This window comes from Amycolatopsis balhimycina FH 1894 (assembly GCF_000384295.1).
GTDB classification, from domain to species: Bacteria; Actinomycetota; Actinomycetes; order Mycobacteriales; family Pseudonocardiaceae; genus Amycolatopsis; species Amycolatopsis balhimycina.
On record NZ_KB913037.1, the window covers coordinates 10536582 to 10553289 of the forward strand.

Consider the following 16708-nt stretch of genomic DNA (forward strand, 5'->3'; position numbering starts at 1 on the left):
CTGCAGGGAGTCGGGACGTGGTGGGAGGAACGATGGGGCGACGGGACTCGGCGACGATCGAGACACTCGACGGCGCGGTCGCGAGGTTGGCGGTGCGGCGGGGTGCGTGGCTGGTCGGCCGCGGGCCGGAGGCGGACCTGAGGCTGTATTCGGATCGGGTGAGCCCCCGGCACGCGTGGCTCCGGCGGGACGCGCGCGGCACCTGGGTGTCCGACGCGGGTTCGCGCACCGGCACGCTGGTCAACGGCGAGCCGCTGGCACCGCGGCAGGCCCGGCTGCTGCGCACCGGTGACCGTGTGACCTTCGGGTCGATCAGCGCCGTCTACACCGACGCGCTCCCGGCGGACGACGAACCGCCGGTCTTCGCGGAAACGGCGGCGGGCCGGGGAACGGCCCGGCTGGCGGGCCTGGTCCTCGGCCCGCTGCTGACCGTGGCCGGGTTCGGGCTGGGAGCGTGGCGGGTGCTCCGGCACGTCGGAGCCGTCGGCCTGTGGCCCGGCGTGGTCTTGTTCGCGCTGGGCATCGCGGTGACGGCGGTCAGTGTGGCGCTGGCTGGCCGTCCACAGTAGACATGACCACAGTGGACGGTGCGGCCTTGGCGCCCAGCTCCGCGGTCGGCACCAGGTAGGTTTCCCTGGCCGTCGCCGCGGCGATCGCCGCCGCCACGCACACCGCCGCGGTGAAGATCGCGACGCCCAGCCAGTCGTCCTTCGCCGAGCCGATCGCCGCGACGACGCTGGGTGCGAACCCCGCCACCGCGAAGCCGATCTGGGTGCCGATCGCCATGCCCGACAGGCGCACCCGGGCGCTGAACATCTCGCCGTAGAGCGCGGGCCAGACGCCGTTGACACCCGAGTACGCCACCCCGAACAACACGATGCCGAGCACGAACAGCAGGGCGTACGAGCCGATCGAGATCGACCACAGGTACGGGAAGATCAGGACACCGCACAGCAGGCACCCGGTGATGAACACCGGCTTGCGGCCGACGCGGTCGGCGAGCCCCGCCAGCAGCGGGATGGCGGCCAGCGCGACGACGTTCGCGAGGACGCCGACCCAGAGCATCGGGGTGCGCGCCAGGCCGATCGTGTTGACCGCGTAGCTCAGCGCGTAGACGGTGAAGATCGTGCTCACCGAGGCGATCGTCGCGGCGACGACCACGCGCAGGACGTCCACCCAGTGCCGGCGGAACAGCTCGGCGACCGGCAGCTTCGCGACCTCGGTGCGTTCGAACACCGGCGTCTCGGCGAGCTTGCGGCGGATCACGAAGCCGACGACCACGACGAGCGCGCTGCCCCAGAACGGTACCCGCCAGCCCCAGCTCAGCAGCTGGTCCTGCGGCAGCGTGGCGACCGGGAGGAAGATCGCGGTGGCCAGGATCTGACCGGCCTGGGTACCGCTGAGGGTGAAGCTGGTGAAGTAGGCGCGGCGCCGTTCCGGAGCGTGCTCCAGCGACATCGAGTTCGCGCCCGCCTGCTCGCCGGCCGCGGAAAGTCCTTGCAGCAGCCGGAGAACGACCAGCAGGACCGGCGCCAGGACGCCGACGCTCGAGTACGTGGGCAGGCAGCCGACGGCGAACGTCGCGACGCCCATCAGCAGCAGGGTGAAGACGAGCACGCGCTTGCGCCCGAACCGGTCGCCGACGTGGCCGAGGACGAACGCGCCGACCGGCCGGGCGAGGTAGCCGACGCCGAAGGTGGCCAGGGCCAGCAGCGTGCCGGTGGCGGGGGAGGAGGCCGGGAAGAAGACCTTGTTGAAGACCAGTGCGGCGGCGGTGCCGTAGATGAAGAAGTCGTAGTACTCGAGCGCGCTGCCGATCCAGGCGGCCAGCGCAGCCTTGCGGGGCATCGATCCGGTCACGGGGACGATCTCCTGACGTCTGTGCTTCGTTGCTCAGAGTCGGCGGGAAGCAATGTACGGTCTAGTTAGTTAATAGAGAGTGCGAGACCGGACCCCGGGTGTCAAGAGGGGGATTTCAGGCGGTCAGGTAGTCGATCACCAGGTCGCCGAGCATCGTGCGGTAGTGCTCGCGCCGGGCCGGGTCGAGCATGTCGCGGCCGAAGATCGCCTGGAACGTGTGCCGGTTCGCCAGCCGGAACACGCAGAACGAGCTGATGATCATGTGGACGTCGAGCGGGTCGGCGTCGGCGCGGAAGCGGCCGGCCGCGCGCCCGCGCTGGAGGACGACCGTCAGCCCGCCGAGCGCCGGGTCGGCCAGCCCGGCCAGGATCTCCGACTGCGCGAGGTGCTCGGCGTGGTGGATGTTCTCGATGCTGACCAGCCGGATGAAGTCCGGGTTCGCCTCGTGGTGGTCGAACGTCAGCCCCGCCAGCTGCCGGAGTGCGTCCTCCGGGGCCAGGTGCTCGACGTCGACCTGTTTTTCCAGGGCGCGGATCGCGGAGTACGCCTGCTCCAGCACAGCGATGTAGAGCTGTTCCTTGCCGCCGAAGTAGTAGTAGATCATCCGCTTGGTCGTGCTGGTGCGGGCTGCGATCTCGTCCACGCGGGCGCCGGTGTAGCCCTTGTCCGCGAACTCCCGCGTGGCCACCGCGAGGATGTCGGCGCGCGTGCGTTCCTTGTCGCGCTGGCGCTCGGCCTCCGACGATGGTGCGGCCACCGGGCTCCCTCCCCTGCAGGTGAACGGCCCCACTCTAGCCCAGCCCTTCCGTCCGGGCGGGCGGCGCGCTACCGTGAACGTACTAGTTCGTACATTAGCTTCGGAGGGCGCGGCGTGACCAGCTACCTGATCGGCCTCGTCGGCACGGGCATCGGGCCGTCCGCCAGCCCGGCGCTGCACGAACGCGAGGCCGACGAGCTCGGCCTCCGCTACGTCTACCGCCTGCTGGACCTCGACGTGCTAGGCCGTCCGGTCGCCGACGTCGTCGAAGCGGCCCGGCTCGCCGGGTTCGACGGCCTCAACGTCACCCACCCGGCCAAGCAGGCGGTCCTGGAGCACCTCGACGAACTGTCCCCGGAGGCCGAAGCGCTCGGCGCGGTCAACACCGTCGTCTTCGAGCGAGGCCGCGCGATCGGGCACAACACCGACGCCACCGGCTTCGCCCGCAGCCTCGGCCGCGGCCTGCCCGACGTCCGGATGGACGAGGTCGTCCTCCTCGGCGCCGGGGGAGCGGGCGCGGCCGTCGCGCACGCGTTGCTTTCCCTGGGCGCCAAGCGGCTCACCGTTCACGACGTCGACGGCGCCCGGAGCGCCAAGCTGGCCGGCGCGCTCCGCGAGCGGTTCGGTACCGGCCGCGCGCGGACCGGCGGGCTCGACGCCGTCGGCCACGCCGACGGCCTGGTGCACGCGACCCCGACCGGGATGGCCGCCCACCCCGGCTCGCCGGTCCCGGCGGAGCTGCTGCACCCGCGGCTGTGGGTCGCCGACATCGTCTACCGGCCGCTGGAAACCCCGCTGCTGGCCGCCGCCCGCGCCCGCGGCTGCCGGGTGCTGCACGGCGGCGGCATGGTCGTGCTGCAGGCCGCCGAGTCGTTCCGGCTGTTCACCGGCGTCGACCCGGACCCGGCGCGGATGCTGCGGCACTTCGACGCCCTTGAAGGGGAGACCGCCCGTGCCGCCTGAACCCCGCACCGCGATCGCCACCGTCTGCCTGTCCGGCACCCTCGAAGACAAGCTGGCCGCGGCCGCCGCGGCCGGGTTCGACGGCGTCGAGCTGTTCGAGAACGACCTGGTCGTCTCGCCGTCGAGCCCGGCCGAGATCCGCCGCCGCTGCGCCGGCCTCGGCCTCTCGATCGATCTCTACCAGCCCTTCCGCGACTTCGAAGCCGTCCCGCCCCGGCTGCACGAGGCCAACCTGCGCCGGGCGCGGCACAAGTTCGACGTCATGGCCGAGCTCGGCACGGACACCGTGCTGGTCTGCTCCTCGGTGTCGCCGGACGCCATCGACGACGACGAACTGGCCGCCGAGCAGCTGTACGCGCTCGCGGACCTCGCCGCCGCCCGCGGCCTGCGGATCGCCTACGAAGCCCTCGCCTGGGGCAAGCACGTCAACGGCTACGAGCACGCTTGGCGCATCGTGCGGCGCGCCGCGCACCCCGCGCTCGGCGTCTGCCTCGACAGCTTCCACATCCTGTCGAAGGGACACGACCCGGCGCCGATCCGGGCCATCCCGGGCGACAAGATCTTCTTCCTCCAGCTCGCCGATGCCCCGCGCCTGCCGATGGACGTGCTGCCGTGGAGCAGGCACCACCGGCTCTTCCCCGGCCAGGGCGACTTCGACCTGACGGCGTTCACCGGGCACGTGCTCGCCGCCGGCTACCGCGGCCCGCTGTCGCTGGAAGTCTTCAACGACGTCTTCCGCCAAGCCGATCCGAGGCCGGCCGCCGTCGACGCGATGCGGTCGCTGGTGGCGCTGAAGGAGTCGCTCGGCGTCCTGGACCTGCCGTCCGCGCCGGCGCTGACCGGTCACGCGTTCGCCGAGGTCGTCACCGACCCCGGCGCCGGGCGCGTCCTGGCGAGCCTGGGCTTCGCGCGCACCGGTGTGCACCGGACCAAGCCGGTCGAGCTGTGGGAACAGGGCGACGCCCGCGTGGTCGTCAACGAGGGCGGTCCGGCGCACGGCGCCGTCGGCGCGGTCGCGCTGGCGAGCACCGACCCGGCCCGCTCGGCTCGCCGGGCCGAAGCCCTGCTCGCGCCGGTCCTGCCGCGGGTCCGCGGGCCCCGGGAGGCCGATCTCGCGTCGGTCGCCGCACCGGACGGCACCGAAGTGTTCCTGTGCGGCAACGACGACTGGCGCGACGACTTCGTCCCGACCGGCGAGACCGCGCCCGGGGCGGGCGTCTTCGGAATCGATCACGTCGCGCTCACGCAGCCCTTCGACCACTTCGAGGAGGCCGCGTCGTTCTACCGCGCGGTGTTCGGGCTGACGCCGTCGCCGGTGACGGAGTTCGCCGCGCCGTTCGGGCTGGTGCGCAGCCGCGGCCTTTCGGCCGGGACCGTGCGGCTGACCTTGGACAGCGCCCTGGTGCGGCGCGGCGAATGGGCGCCCGCGGTACCCGAACCGCAGCACGTCGCGTTCGCCTGCTCGGACGCCGTCGCGGCGGCGCGGGCGATGCGCGCGCTGGAAGCGCCGCTGCTGGAGATCCCCGGCAACTACTACGACGACCTCGAAGCCAGGCTCGACATCCCGCCGGACCGGATCGCCGCGCTGCGGGCGAACTCGGTGCTGTACGACCGTGACTCCCGCGGTGAGTTCCTGCACTTCTACACCGCGTTCGCCGGCGAACGGGTGTTCTTCGAGGTGGTGCAGCGGATCGGGGAGTACCGCGGGTTCGGCGTGGTCAACGCGCCCGTGCGGATGGCCGCGCACCGGGCGCGCCGGTACGCCGGGCCGCCGGTGAAAACACCCGCCTGAGCAAGGACCGCGCCGCGACGCCGCCCTGGGAAGTCTTTCCCGGGGCGGTTTTCGCTGTGTCAAGGAACGGGCGCGCACCGATTTTGCCCCGCCGGCCGGTGAAAAACGTTCCGGACACCCTCCTATTGGGACGACTTCTGTCGGCTGCCAAGCCATCTCCGGTGACCGCCCGGCTACGCGCGGTCAGAGTGCCCGGTGCGTTTACAACGTTCCGGCAACCGCCTTGACAGGGCCGGTGGTACGTACCACTCTAACCCCAACATTGGTCTACACCATTTGGGGCGCTCGGCTTCGGTGGCCGGGCATGGAAAGGACGGCATCGAGTGAAACGCTGGCTCAAGCTGGCGGCGGGCGCCGCCGCACTCACCCTCGCGACAGCAGGCTGCGCGGGCTCCAGCGGTTCGGGCACCGCGGCCTCGTCGAGCGGCAATGCACCGCTCAGCGGCACCGTCACGGTCTGGCTGATGACCGGGTCCGCGCCGACCACCCTGACCGACGCGCTCCACAAGGAGTTCGAGGCCGCGCACCCCGGGGTCAAGGTCAAGTACGAAATCCAGCAGTGGGACGGCATCCAGCAGAAGCTGACCACCGCGCTGGCCAGTGGCAACCCGCCGGACGTCATCGAGATCGGCAACACGCAGACCGCGTCGTTCGCCGCGCAGGACGGCGTGCTGACCGACCTGACCGCCGACAAGGACAGCTTCAACGGTTCGCAGTGGCTGAAGGGGCTCGCCGACTCCGGCACCTACAACGGCAAGGTCTACGGCGTCCCGTTCTACGCGGCCAACCGCGAAGTCATCTATCGCAAGGACATGTTCGACCAGGCCGGCATCACCAAGACGCCGGCGTCGAACGACGAGTGGCTCGACGCGATCGGCAAGCTGAAGACGAAGTTCGGCTCCGACCCCGAGTTCCAGGCGCTCTACATGCCGGGGCAGAACTGGTACGCGCTGCTGTCGTTCATCTGGGACAACGGCGGTGACGTCGCCAAGGCCGACGGCAAGAACTACAAGGCCACGCTCGAGACGCCGGAAGCCAAGGCCGGCCTGGAGTTCTACAAGAAGCTCGTCGACGCCTCCGGCACCAAGGCGCCGAAGGACGCCGACGAGGCCAAGCCGCAGCAGGCGACCATCTACGGCGCGGGCAAGGTGGCCATGATGATCGGCCTGCCGTGGGAGCTCCCGACCGCGGCGAAGACCGACCCGAGCCTGACCGCCAAGACCGGCGCGTTCGCCATCCCGAGCAAGACCGCCGGCCAGAGCGCCCCGGTGTTCCTCGGCGGCTCCAACCTGGCGATCCCGGCCAACAGCAAGAACGTTGCCGCGGCCAAGGAGTACATCAAGCTGATCTCCAGCGCGAAGTACCAGAGCCAGTTCGCCGCCGCCGGCGTCGTGCCCGGCTCGTCGACCGACCTGTCCGGCCTGGACAAGGACGCGCTGGGCAGCGTCATGGCGAAGGCCTCGGCCAACGGCAAGGCCGTGCCGGCCAGCCCGAAGTGGGGCGACGTCGAGTCCGGGCAGAACCCGGTCAAGGACATGCTGACCGCGTACCTGACCGGCAAGAAGACGATCGACCAGGCGACCGCCGACGCCGACGCGGCTCTGAACAAGCTCATCGGCGGATGACAGCGACCGCGAATGTGACGATGCCGGCGGGGGAGATCCCGCCGGCATCGCCGCGCGCCGCCCGGGCCGGGAAGCGCAGGCGGGGCCGGCTCGGCGACCGGATCCTCCCGTACGTGCTGCTCCTGCCCGCACTGGCCGCGATTCTCGTCCTGCTCGCCTGGCCGCTGGTCCAGGTGATCGGCATCAGCCTCCGCAAGCTCGACATCGGCGAGCTGATTTCCGGCAAGGCCGTCTGGGTCGGGCTCGACAACTACACGAACACCCTGGCCGACCCGCAGTTCTGGGCGATCACCGTCCGGACGCTGGTGTTCACCGCCGCCCTCGTGGCCGCCACCATCCTCGGCGGTCTCCTGCTCGCGGTGCTCATGCGCCACCTCGGCCCGGTCGTGCGGACCATCCTGCAGGTGACGCTCATCCTGGCCTGGGCAACGCCGGTGATCGCCACGACCACGGTGTTCCAGTGGATCTTCGACGAGCAGTACGGCATCCTCAACAAGACCCTCGACCGGCTCGGGTTCTCCGGCTTCATCGGGTTCTCGTGGTTCTCCAGCGGCACCAGCACGCTCACCGTGATCGGGCTGCTCATCGTGTGGCAGGCCGTGCCGTTCGTGACGTTCTCGCTCTACGCGGGCCTCGTCGGCGTCCCGCAGGAGCAGTACGAGGCGGCCGGCATGGACGGCGCCGGGCCGTGGCAGACGTTCCGCGCGGTCACCTGGCCCAGCATCCGGGCGATCACCACCATGGTGACGTTCCTGTCGGTGCTGTGGGACTTCAACGCCTTCGCGCAGATCTGGGCGATCCGCGAGGGCGGCCCCGACGGCGAGAGCACCACCCTGGCCGTCGTGCTCTACCTCAAGGGCATCGCGGGCAACCACTTCGGCGCGGCGGGCGCCATCGCGACGCTGATGCTGATCCTGCTCGCGCTCATCACGGGCCGGTACATCCAGCTGCTCGTCCGGACCCCGGAAGGTGATCTCAAGTGAGGAAGCCGCTGCCGCAGCGGATCGCGCTCTCGGTCGTCGGCGTGGTCCTGGCGTTGCTGATCTTCTTCCCGACGTACTGGATGTTCGTCACGTCGCTGAGGACGCCGGGCCAGATCCTCTCGCCCAAGTACGACCTGATCCCGACGTCGTTCTCGTTCGGCAACTTCGCCACGGCGCTGGCCCGGGACAACTTCCCGACGTACCTGCTCAACAGCCTGATCGTCACGGTCGGCGCGGTGCTCTGCGCCCTGGTCGCCGGGACACTGGCGGCGATCCCGCTGTCGCGGCTGCGCTTCACCGGCCGCCGGGGGTTCCTGCTGCTGGTCATGGTGTCGCAGCTGGCGCCGACGTCGGCGCTGTTCCTCCCGCTGTTCCTGCTGATGCGGGACGCCGGGCTGCTCAACACGCTGCCGTCGCTGCTGCTGGTCTACTTCGCGACCACGCTGCCCTTCACGGTCTGGATGCTCTACGGCTTCGTCAACGGGATCCCGTACGAGCTGGAGGAGGCCGCGATGATCGACGGCTGCAGCCAGACCGGCGCGTTCCGCCGGGTGACGCTGCCGCTGCTCGCGCCCGGACTGGTCACCACGTCGGTGTTCAGCTTCATCACGGCGTGGAACGAGTACCTGTTCGCCCTGGTGTTCATGACCGAGAAGTCGAAGGAAACGCTGCCGGTGTGGCTCGCGTCGTTCCGCACGGCGTTCGCGACCGACTGGGGCGGGGTGATGGCCGCGTCGGTCGTCTACGCCCTGCCGGCGTTGATGTTCTTCCTGCTCGTGCAGCGCAAGCTCGTGTCCGGCGTGGTCGCCGGCGCGGTGAAGGGATAGCCGGTGCCGTCTCCGGAGAAACTCGCCGAAGCCGTCCTCCTGCCCGGGTTCGCCGGGACGACCGCGCCGGACTGGCTCCGACGCCGGATCGCCGGGGGAATGGGCGGGGTGATCCTCTTCGGCCGCAACGTCGTCGACGACGAGCAGGTCGCCGCGCTCACCGCGCAGCTGCGCGGTGAGCGGGACGGCGTCGTGGTCGGGATCGACGAGGAAGGCGGTGACGTCACCCGCCTCGACGTGAACACCGGGTCGTTCGTGCCGGGCCCGCTCGCCCTCGGCGCGGCCGGCGACCCGGAGCTGACCACCGCCGTCGCCGCCGCGCTCGGCGAGCGCCTGGCGGCCTGCGGTGTCACCGTCAACCTCGCACCGTGCGCGGACCTGACGCTGGCGGCCGAGGACCCGATCATCGGCGTCCGCGCGTTCGGATCCGACCCGGCGAAGGCGTCGCAGCACGTCGCGGCTTACGTGACGGGCCTGCAGAAGTACGGCGTCGCGGCGTGCGCCAAGCACTTCCCCGGCCACGGCGCGGCGACCGAAGACTCGCACGTCGCCCTGCCGGTGCTGCCCCGCACTCCGGCGGAACTGCGGGAGATCGAGCTGGTCCCGTTCGCCGCGGCGATCCGGGCCGGCGTGCGCTCGATCATGTCGGGCCACCTGGTCGTGGCGGCCTGGGGCGACGAGCCGGCCACGCTCAACCGGACGGCGCTCACCGACGTCCTGCGCGGCGAGCTCGGCTTCACCGGCGCGGTGATCACCGACGCCCTCGAGATGGGCGCGGTGTCCGGCGCGTACGGGCGGCACGACGGCCTCGGCCGGTCCGCCGTCCGGGCCCTCGAAGCGGGCGCGGACGCGCTGTGCCTGGGCGGCGCGGCGTTCGAAGCGGACGCCCTCGACGCGACCGCGGCGGCGATCGTCGCGGCGGTCGAAGCGGGGGAGCTGCCCCTGGAGCGGCTCGAGGAGGCGGCTTCGCGGACGGCGGCGCTGGGCACCGGCCCCGCGCCGGCGCAGCCGGGCCCGGTCGACCGGCGGCTCGGCCTGGAGGCGGCCCGCAAGGCGCTCCGGATCCGGGGTGAAGTGCGGCTGGATGGCCCGCCACTGGTCGTCGACGTCCGGACCGAGCCGACCATCGCGGCCGGGCCGATGCCGTGGGGCCTCGGCCCGCACCTCGCCGAGCTGGTGCCGGGCACGCGAGCGCTCACCGTGACCCCCGACGACGCCGAAGCGGTGCTCGAAGCGGCCCGGGACTTCCGCAGCGTCGTCGTGGTCACGCGGGAGGCGCACCGGCACCCGCGGGTGCGCGCCCTGCTCGCCGCACTGTCCACTGTGGACTTCATTCGCGTGGAGACCGGGGTGCCGGGCCCCGGCGACGGCGACGGCCCGCGGATCGACACGTTCGGCGGCTCGTACGTCAGCCTGCGCGCCGCGGCCGAGTATCTGGCCTGAATCGCCCTTTCGTCTTTTTGCCGTTTCTCCAGAAGCCCGGCCGGCGTTTGTACGCGCCTTGTACCGGTGCCCGCCAGTCTGCTGGCACACCGGAAAACTGGAGGACGGAAGCATGAAAATGGGCATCGTGAAGCGCGTGGCCGGCGTGGCCGGTATCGCCGTGGCGATCGCGGTCGTCGGGGCGAGCCCGGCATTCGCGGCGACCGGGACGGTGCACACCGACTCGGGCGCGGCGCTGACCGTGCGGTCGACCCCGAGCACCTCCGCGGGTTCGGTCGGCAGCATCGCCGACGGCACCGCGGTGACCATCTCCTGCCAGACCAACGGGTCGACGGTCGACGGCAAGTACGGCACCAGCGACATCTGGGACAAGGTGGGCAACGGCTACATCAGCGACGCCTACGTCTACACCGGCTCGGACGGCCGCGTGGCCCCCGACTGCGACGGCACGACGCAGACCTGCTCCACCTCGGGCCTCGGGGACCACCGGACCTGCGCGGAGGCGGTCGCCTACGCCAAGACCCGCGTGCACACCGGCAACGACCCGGCCTACTACCGCTGGTGCGACCGCATCAACGCGCAGAACTACGGCTTCACCGCGTCCGGCTCGGACACCGCCTACATCCACTGGACGCAGATCCCCGCCTCGCTGAAGCACCCGGGCGACTACCAGGTCCCGGCCGGTGGCCTGGCGTTCTTCTCCAACGGCGGGTCCGGCCACACGATGATCTCGATCGGCGGCGGCGAGTTCCTGTCGAACGACATCAACGGCCCGGGCAGCTACGGCAAGACGACGATCGCGGCGATCAAGAGCACCTGGGGCCAGACCTACGTCGGCTGGGCGCAGCCGTGGTTCAAGGTGAACCACTGACGCGGTGACCGCCTGACGCGAACGGGCCCCTGTCCACCTTCCCCGGACAGGGGCCCGTTCGCGTCCGCCGCACTGCGGCAGGATCGATCTCGGACTCTCCCTGTTTCTCCACCGCGAAGGGGACACCGATGACGGTCCCGATCATCCCGGGATTCCACCCCGACCCGTCCGTCTGCCGGGCCGGCGGCACCTACTACCTGGCGAACTCGAGCTTCGAGTACGTGCCCGGCGTCCCGATCCGCCGCAGCACCGACCTCGTCTCCTGGGAGCTCGTGGGGCACGCGCTCACCCGGCCCGGCCAGCTGCCGCCGGGCGAGGGCGTGGCGAGCGGTGGCGTCTTCGCTCCGACCCTGCGGCACCACGACGGCCGGTTCCACCTCGTGACGACCAACGTCCTCGAGCCGCGCGGGCACCTGATCGTGACCGCCGAGGATCCGGCCGGTCCGTGGTCCGACCCGGTGTACGTGGCCGGCACGGCCGGGATCGACCCGGACCTCTGCTGGGACGACGCCGGGGTCTGCCACCTCACGTGGGCGTCGTTCCTGCCCACGCTGACCGGCATCGCGAGCGTGCCGATCGACCCGGGCACGGGCGCAATGCTCGCCGAGCCGCGGCTGTTGTGGAACGGCACCGGCCTCGCCGCCCCGGAAGGCCCGCACCTGTACCACGTCGACGGCTGGTGGTACCTGATGCTGGCGGAAGGGGGCACCGAGCGCGGCCACGCCGTCACGATCGCGCGCGCCCGCAGCCTGGAGGGCCCCTACGAGCCCGCGCCCGCGAACCCGATCCTGACGCACCGCAGCACCACCCACCCGGTGCAGAACACCGGGCACGCCGACCTGGTCGAGTGCGCCGACGGCAGCTGGGCGATGGTGTACCTGGGGGTCCGGCCGCGCGGCAAGACACCGCAGTTCCACGTCAACGGCCGCGAGACCTTCCTGGCCGGCGTCGATTGGGTGGACGGCTGGCCGGTCGTGGCCGAGGACCGGTTCACGATCGAGCCGGCGGACAACAGCTTCACGGACGGCTTCGCGACCGCCGAACTGCACCCGCGCTGGGTGGCACCCGGCGCCGGCCCGGAGACGTTCACCCGCTGGGCCGGACCGGCCGAGCTGCGCCTCACGGCGGACGCCGGCCGAGCGGCACCACCGGCCCTGCTGACCCGGGCCCTCGACGAGCAGTGGACCGCCTCGGCGGCACTGGACGTCTCCGGCGGTACGGCGAAGTTCGTGGTCCGCCTCGACGACCGGCACTGGTACGGCCTCGTCGCCGACGGCGCCTCGGTGACGGCGACACTGGTCATCGGCCCGGCGGTCCACGCCGTCACGAAGGTCGCGTCGGGTCCCCGGGTGTCCTTGCGGATCCGCGCGCTTCCGGGTGCGTCCCAGGAGCCGGACCTCCTCGAGCTGTCCGTGCTCCGGCAGGACGGGCGGGCGGAGGTCCTCGGCTCGTTCGACGGACGGTATCTGTCCACGGAGGTCGCGACCGGCTTCACCGGCCGCATGATCGGCGTGGAAGTCCTCGACGGCACGGCGACGCTGCATGAGTTCGGTTATTCGTCCGGTGTGGGCACCGCCGGCAGCCACGGGGCCGATCGTCAGGACTGAAGGACGTCAGCCGTCGCGTTTGACGTGGTGCAGCACGAAGATCCCGCCGATCGCCGGGCGGCCGGTGCGTTCGGAGTCGGTCGCCACGTACTCGTCCAGCACCGCCAGGATCCGGCGGTCGAGTTCCTCGACCTCCTCGGGGGACAGGTGCAGCAGGAACTTCTCGTACACCGCCACCGAGTCCGGGCCCGCTTCGCGCAGCTCCTCCTGGAAGATCTCGATGGGCGCGAACCGCGTCTCGGCGTCCGCGCTCGCCAGGGGGCCGTCCAGCCACCACGTTTCGTTGTTCGAGCGGTACGGCTTCTCCAGCGCGCCGCTCGGGCCGGTGCGGACCGGGGCCGGCTCCAGGAGGCCCGCGGCCACCAGCTGCCGCACGTGGTGCAGGACCGTGCCGGGGTCGCGGCCGAGGCGGTCGGCCAGCTGCTTGTTCGTCAGCTCCTCGACCAGGCACAGCCGCATGATGCGCAGCCGCAGGGGGTGGCCGAGCGCCTTCGCCTCCTCGGGGGTCGCGGGCCGGCGACGGCGGGGTTCGGTCATGAACGGAGCGTAGTCGATCGTTCCATCGATGGAGAAAAGTCCATCGATGTGCGACCCTCGATCAGTGAGCGGACTCGGAGGTACCTACTGGCGGCTGTGGTCCGCCGCCGGCCTGTCCAGCCTCGCCGACGGCGTCCTGAAGGTCGCCCTGCCGCTGATCGCCGTGGGCTACACGCGCTCGCCGGTGCTGATCGCGGGCCTGGCCTTCGCCTTCAGCCTGCCGTGGCTGCTCTTCGCGCTGCCCGCCGGCGCGCTCGTCGACCGGCTCGACCGGCGGCGCGCGATGCTCACCGCGAACGTCCTCCGCGGCGGGCTGCTCGCCGGGGTGCTGCTCCTGACCGTGCTGGGCGGGGGATCGATCTGGGCGCTGTACGTCGTCGCGCTCGGGGCCGGCTCCGCCGAGACCGTCTACGACACCGCGGCCCAATCGATCGTCCCGCAGGTCGTCGGCCGGACCCGGCTGGCGCGCGCCAACGGCCGGATGTACGCCGTCGAGCAGACCGCCAACGAGTTCGCCGGGCCGCCGCTGGCGGGGTTGCTGGCCGCGGCCGGTGCCGGGGCCGCGTTCGGCACGCCGGTGGTGCTGTGGGCAGCGGCCGTCGCGGTCCTGCTGCTGGTGCGCGGCCCGTACCGGGTTCCCCGCGACGGGCGCACCACGCTGCGCGCCGACATCGCCGAAGGACTGCGGTTCCTCTGGCACCACAAGGTCCTGCGGACGTTCACCGTCATGGTCGGCGCGTTCAACTTCGCCACCGGCGCCACGTTCGCCGTCCTCGTCCTCCACGCGGTCGGCCCCGGATCGGCGATGGGCCTGTCCGCACCGGCGTTCGGGCTGCTGATGGCGAGCGTCGCCGCGGGCAGCCTGGCCGGGTCGTTTCTCGCCGAGCCGGTCGAACGGCGGCTCGGCCGCGTCCGCGCGCTGTGGGTGTCGTGGCTCGCCGGCGGGCTCACGGTCGGCGTGCTCGCGGTGACCGCCGACCCCTACGCGGTCGGGGTGGTGTTCTTCGCCGGCGGCGCCGGACTCCTGGTGTCGAACGTGGTGATGGTGTCATTGCGCCAGCGGCTCACCCCCGACCGGTTGCTCGGCAGGCTCAACAGCAGTCACCGGCTCGTGGCCTGGGGCACCAAGTCCCTCGGCGCCCTGGCCGGCGGCGCGATCGCGCAGGCGGCCGGCCTGCACGCGGTGTTCGTGCTGATGGGTGTGCTGGCGCTCGGCGCGGTGGCCGGGCTCTCCGGGGTGACGGAAGACGTGCTCGCGGCGGCCGAACGCGACGCGGTCACTCGCTGAGCGGGTGGGTCTCCAGGTACGCGGTCCAGACCTTCTTCGGGACGCATATCCGCCAGGCGTCCACGACGAGCTCGCGCATCTCCTCCGGGCCGATCGCCGCCAGCCGGCAGCGGACCCACCTGTAGCGCATGTCCGACGGCGCCGGCAGGAGGAACTTCTCCGGGTCCCCGGCCACCAGCGCCGCACGCTGCTCGCGCGGATAGGCGAAGCCCATCAGTGTTTCGTCAGGCGACAGCGCGAGGAAGACGATCTGCCCGATCCGGAACTTGATCTGGTCCCGCACGTACGCCTCGTAAGCGCGGGGGAGGCCGGCCGCGAACGCGCGGACCTCGTCACCGGTGACCATGCCTGTCATCCAACTCCCGCGGCCGGCGGCGCGCCATCCCCGGGCGCGCCGCCGGAACCGGGGTCACGACCGGCAGGTCCGTCCGCGGTTGACGCAGTTGACCAGTCCGTTCATGATCCGCTGCGACATCACGTTGGCGAAGTCGTCGTGGTCGGACAGCGGGTTGTGCTTCTCCTGCGGGAAAGCGTCCACTTTGTACTGCTTCTTGAGCTGGATGTCCCGCGGGATGTCGTAGGTCAGCGAGATCTGCAGCTGCGGCACGGCCTTGAACCCCTTGGCGCACCGGCCGGACTGGTCCGGGAACACGATGTGCGTGCGGTGGTTGGCGCTGTCGGTGTTCTTCCCGTCCCAGCAGCTCGGGAACGTGTGGATGCGCTTGACCTTGCTGTTCTGCGGGCAGATCGGGTACTTGTCGGTGACGCGGTTCTCGAACCCGGTGCACGTCCAGCTCGCCCGGGCGTTGGCCGGCCCGTTGGTCGACACCTTCGCGTCGCCGTAGAGCACGCGCAGGAAGCGCGGCATCGCCACGACCTTGCCGACCGGGCTGCCGCGGAAGGTGAGCTGCACCCGCTGCGGGCGCAGGATCTTGCCGTCGTTGCCGGGCAGCTCGTTGTTCTCGTCCTGGCCGGGCAGCGCGCCGCCGGCAGTGGTGCTCGGCGGCGGCGTGGGCGTTCCCGTGTCCTTGCCCGGCTTCGTCGCGCACGGCGCGAGACCGCCCAGGTCACCCGGCTTCGGCGCGAACCGGCCGATCGCGATGGCGATCCGGTCGATGATCGCGGCGCGCCGGTCCTTGAGCGGGTTCAGGATCGCGTTGCGGACGAAGTCCGGGCCGCCCTGGCCCTGCGTCGCCGCGATGCGCTTGTTGGCCTCGTCGGCCTGCGCGTCGAGCTGGTCGAGGTTGCTGTCGACCTCCGCCATCGCCTGGTCGGGGATGTCGGCGAGCTTGCTGGCGACGTCCGGGCAGGACACCTGGACGGTCTTCGACTCCTGGTCGGCCTGGGCCCGGTCGCCGTCGGGCTTCTTGGCGGGCTCGTTCTTCTCCGCCTCGCCGGTGTCGATGCGGACGACGGGCCAGAAGTAGGCGGACTTGTCGCCGTTGCGGCAGGTGGTGCCGGCCTTGAGGAGGCTCTTGTTGTTGGAGTCGGCGTTGGTGGAGAGGTTGCCGACGTAGTCGTGCAGGTGCTGGGCGCCGTTGCGGACGCCGGGCTGGGCGATGAAGTTGTCGGGGTTGAAGTGCTGGTTCTCGTTGCGGCCGCAGTCCACGGTGAAGGTGCCCGTCGACGCGCCGGTGACCGGCCGCGGGTCGAACTGGTTCGGCTGCACCTTGAGGATGTCGACGAAGAACGCGGGGTTCGCCTCGTCGGCGCTCGCTTCACCGGTGTTGCCGGTGGTCGTCGCGACGACGATGCCACCGACCGCGATGGCGAGGGCGAGGCCGCCGGTCGCGATCTTCGTGCGACGGGACAGGCGATGGCGCCCTTGGGTGCGGGACATGGGGGATTCCTCCGGGTGTCGGGCTGGCGGGAAGGCACGACACTGAACGGGACGAGCCCAGGCTCGTCCCCAACAGGTTCGGTCCTAGCAGGGATTACGTCGGCATTGATGAGGGCACGGATCGATTCCCGGCTGGTCCACTGACCCGACATCAGTGGGCGCGCGGCCACCTGCCCGCGGCCGCGCCGTCAACCGGCTGGTTATCGTTCCGTGATGGAACCTACACCGGGGCTTGACACCGGGCAAGAAGGTATTTCACCCCATCACGAACTGTCAGGACGGGATTCCGTCTCCGTAGCCGGATGCGGGGAGGAA

General features: G+C 71.3%; 15 protein-coding genes. 10 read left to right on the plus strand and 5 right to left on the minus strand.

Annotation, left to right across the window (positions count from 1 at the left end):
* The first annotated feature begins 32 nt into the window (after window positions 1–32).
* Window positions 33–569 (plus strand): FHA domain-containing protein, encoded by a 537-nt coding sequence (locus tag A3CE_RS58235; protein ID WP_020647345.1) that lies wholly within the window; start codon window positions 33–35, stop codon window positions 567–569.
* Here A3CE_RS58235 and A3CE_RS0148345 read toward each other — a convergent pair.
* Window positions 538–1860 (minus strand): MFS transporter, encoded by a 1323-nt coding sequence (locus A3CE_RS0148345; RefSeq protein ID WP_020647346.1) that lies wholly within the window; start codon window positions 1858–1860, stop codon window positions 538–540. The genes A3CE_RS58235 and A3CE_RS0148345 overlap by 32 nt on opposite strands.
* Before the next feature lie 115 nt (window positions 1861–1975).
* Window positions 1976–2617: a TetR/AcrR family transcriptional regulator gene (locus A3CE_RS0148350; protein WP_020647347.1), complete on the minus strand. Its 642-nt coding sequence runs from the start codon at window positions 2615–2617 to the stop codon at window positions 1976–1978.
* A 114-nt stretch (window positions 2618–2731) separates the two neighbouring features.
* On the opposite strand from A3CE_RS0148350, the gene A3CE_RS0148355 reads away from it, so the two are divergent.
* From A3CE_RS0148355 to A3CE_RS0148390, 8 genes are all read left to right on the plus strand, one after another.
* Window positions 2732–3580, plus strand: a complete 849-nt coding sequence (locus A3CE_RS0148355; RefSeq protein ID WP_020647348.1) for a shikimate dehydrogenase — start codon at window positions 2732–2734, stop codon at window positions 3578–3580.
* Entirely contained in the window at window positions 3570–5372 is a 1803-nt protein-coding gene (locus A3CE_RS0148360) for a sugar phosphate isomerase/epimerase and 4-hydroxyphenylpyruvate domain-containing protein (RefSeq protein ID WP_020647349.1), read from the plus strand. The genes A3CE_RS0148355 and A3CE_RS0148360 overlap by 11 nt, the downstream gene beginning before the upstream one ends.
* 323 nt (window positions 5373–5695) lie before the next feature.
* On the plus strand, window positions 5696–6997 hold the full coding sequence (locus tag A3CE_RS0148365) for an extracellular solute-binding protein (protein ID WP_020647350.1): 1302 nt from the start codon (window positions 5696–5698) through the stop codon (window positions 6995–6997).
* The gene (locus tag A3CE_RS0148370; protein WP_026469583.1) at window positions 6994–7980 is read left to right on the plus strand and encodes a carbohydrate ABC transporter permease; all 987 of its coding nucleotides are present in this window, start codon (window positions 6994–6996) and stop codon (window positions 7978–7980) included. The genes A3CE_RS0148365 and A3CE_RS0148370 overlap by 4 nt, the downstream gene beginning before the upstream one ends.
* On the plus strand, window positions 7977–8807 hold the full coding sequence (locus A3CE_RS0148375; protein WP_020647352.1) for a carbohydrate ABC transporter permease: 831 nt from the start codon (window positions 7977–7979) through the stop codon (window positions 8805–8807). The genes A3CE_RS0148370 and A3CE_RS0148375 overlap by 4 nt, the downstream gene beginning before the upstream one ends.
* 3 nt (window positions 8808–8810) lie before the next feature.
* Window positions 8811–10250 (plus strand): glycoside hydrolase family 3 protein, encoded by a 1440-nt coding sequence (locus A3CE_RS0148380; RefSeq protein ID WP_020647353.1) that lies wholly within the window; start codon window positions 8811–8813, stop codon window positions 10248–10250.
* A gap of 112 nt (window positions 10251–10362) precedes the next feature.
* A complete protein-coding gene (locus A3CE_RS0148385) occupies window positions 10363–11121 on the plus strand; it encodes an SH3 domain-containing protein (RefSeq protein WP_026469584.1) in 759 nt (252 codons plus the stop codon).
* Window positions 11122–11249: 128 nt separating this feature from the next.
* The gene (locus A3CE_RS0148390; protein WP_020647355.1) at window positions 11250–12728 is read left to right on the plus strand and encodes a glycoside hydrolase family 43 protein; all 1479 of its coding nucleotides are present in this window, start codon (window positions 11250–11252) and stop codon (window positions 12726–12728) included.
* 6 nt (window positions 12729–12734) lie between these two features.
* Here A3CE_RS0148390 and A3CE_RS0148395 read toward each other — a convergent pair whose 3' ends face one another.
* Window positions 12735–13265, minus strand: a complete 531-nt coding sequence (locus A3CE_RS0148395; RefSeq protein WP_020647356.1) for a winged helix-turn-helix domain-containing protein — start codon at window positions 13263–13265, stop codon at window positions 12735–12737.
* A 64-nt stretch (window positions 13266–13329) separates the two neighbouring features.
* Between A3CE_RS0148395 and A3CE_RS0148400 the strand changes: the two genes are divergently transcribed.
* A complete protein-coding gene (locus tag A3CE_RS0148400; protein WP_020647357.1) occupies window positions 13330–14553 on the plus strand; it encodes an MFS transporter in 1224 nt (407 codons plus the stop codon).
* On the opposite strand, the gene A3CE_RS0148405 is transcribed toward A3CE_RS0148400, so the two are convergent.
* Both A3CE_RS0148405 and A3CE_RS0148410 read right to left on the minus strand, forming a co-directional pair.
* Window positions 14543–14899 carry an MmcQ/YjbR family DNA-binding protein gene (locus A3CE_RS0148405; RefSeq protein ID WP_020647358.1) on the minus strand — a complete coding sequence of 119 codons (357 nt, stop codon included), beginning with the start codon at window positions 14897–14899 and terminating at the stop codon, window positions 14543–14545. The genes A3CE_RS0148400 and A3CE_RS0148405 overlap by 11 nt on opposite strands.
* A 63-nt stretch (window positions 14900–14962) precedes the next feature.
* Window positions 14963–16393: a DUF1996 domain-containing protein gene (locus tag A3CE_RS0148410; protein WP_020647359.1), complete on the minus strand. Its 1431-nt coding sequence runs from the start codon at window positions 16391–16393 to the stop codon at window positions 14963–14965.
* Between the last annotated feature and the right edge of the window lie 315 nt (window positions 16394–16708).

Coding starts and splice junctions, on each gene's coding strand:
- A3CE_RS58235 (WP_020647345.1), top strand. CDS start 33: ATGGGGCGACGGGACTCGGCGACGATCGAGACACTCGACGGCGCGGTC.
- A3CE_RS0148395 (WP_020647356.1), bottom strand. CDS start 13,265: ATGACCGAACCCCGCCGTCGCCGGCCCGCGACCCCCGAGGAGGCGAAG.
- A3CE_RS0148370 (WP_026469583.1), top strand. CDS start 6,994: ATGACAGCGACCGCGAATGTGACGATGCCGGCGGGGGAGATCCCGCCG.
- A3CE_RS0148410 (WP_020647359.1), bottom strand. CDS start 16,393: ATGTCCCGCACCCAAGGGCGCCATCGCCTGTCCCGTCGCACGAAGATC.
- A3CE_RS0148390 (WP_020647355.1), top strand. CDS start 11,250: ATGACGGTCCCGATCATCCCGGGATTCCACCCCGACCCGTCCGTCTGC.
- A3CE_RS0148385 (WP_026469584.1), top strand. CDS start 10,363: ATGAAAATGGGCATCGTGAAGCGCGTGGCCGGCGTGGCCGGTATCGCC.
- A3CE_RS0148405 (WP_020647358.1), bottom strand. CDS start 14,899: ATGGTCACCGGTGACGAGGTCCGCGCGTTCGCGGCCGGCCTCCCCCGC.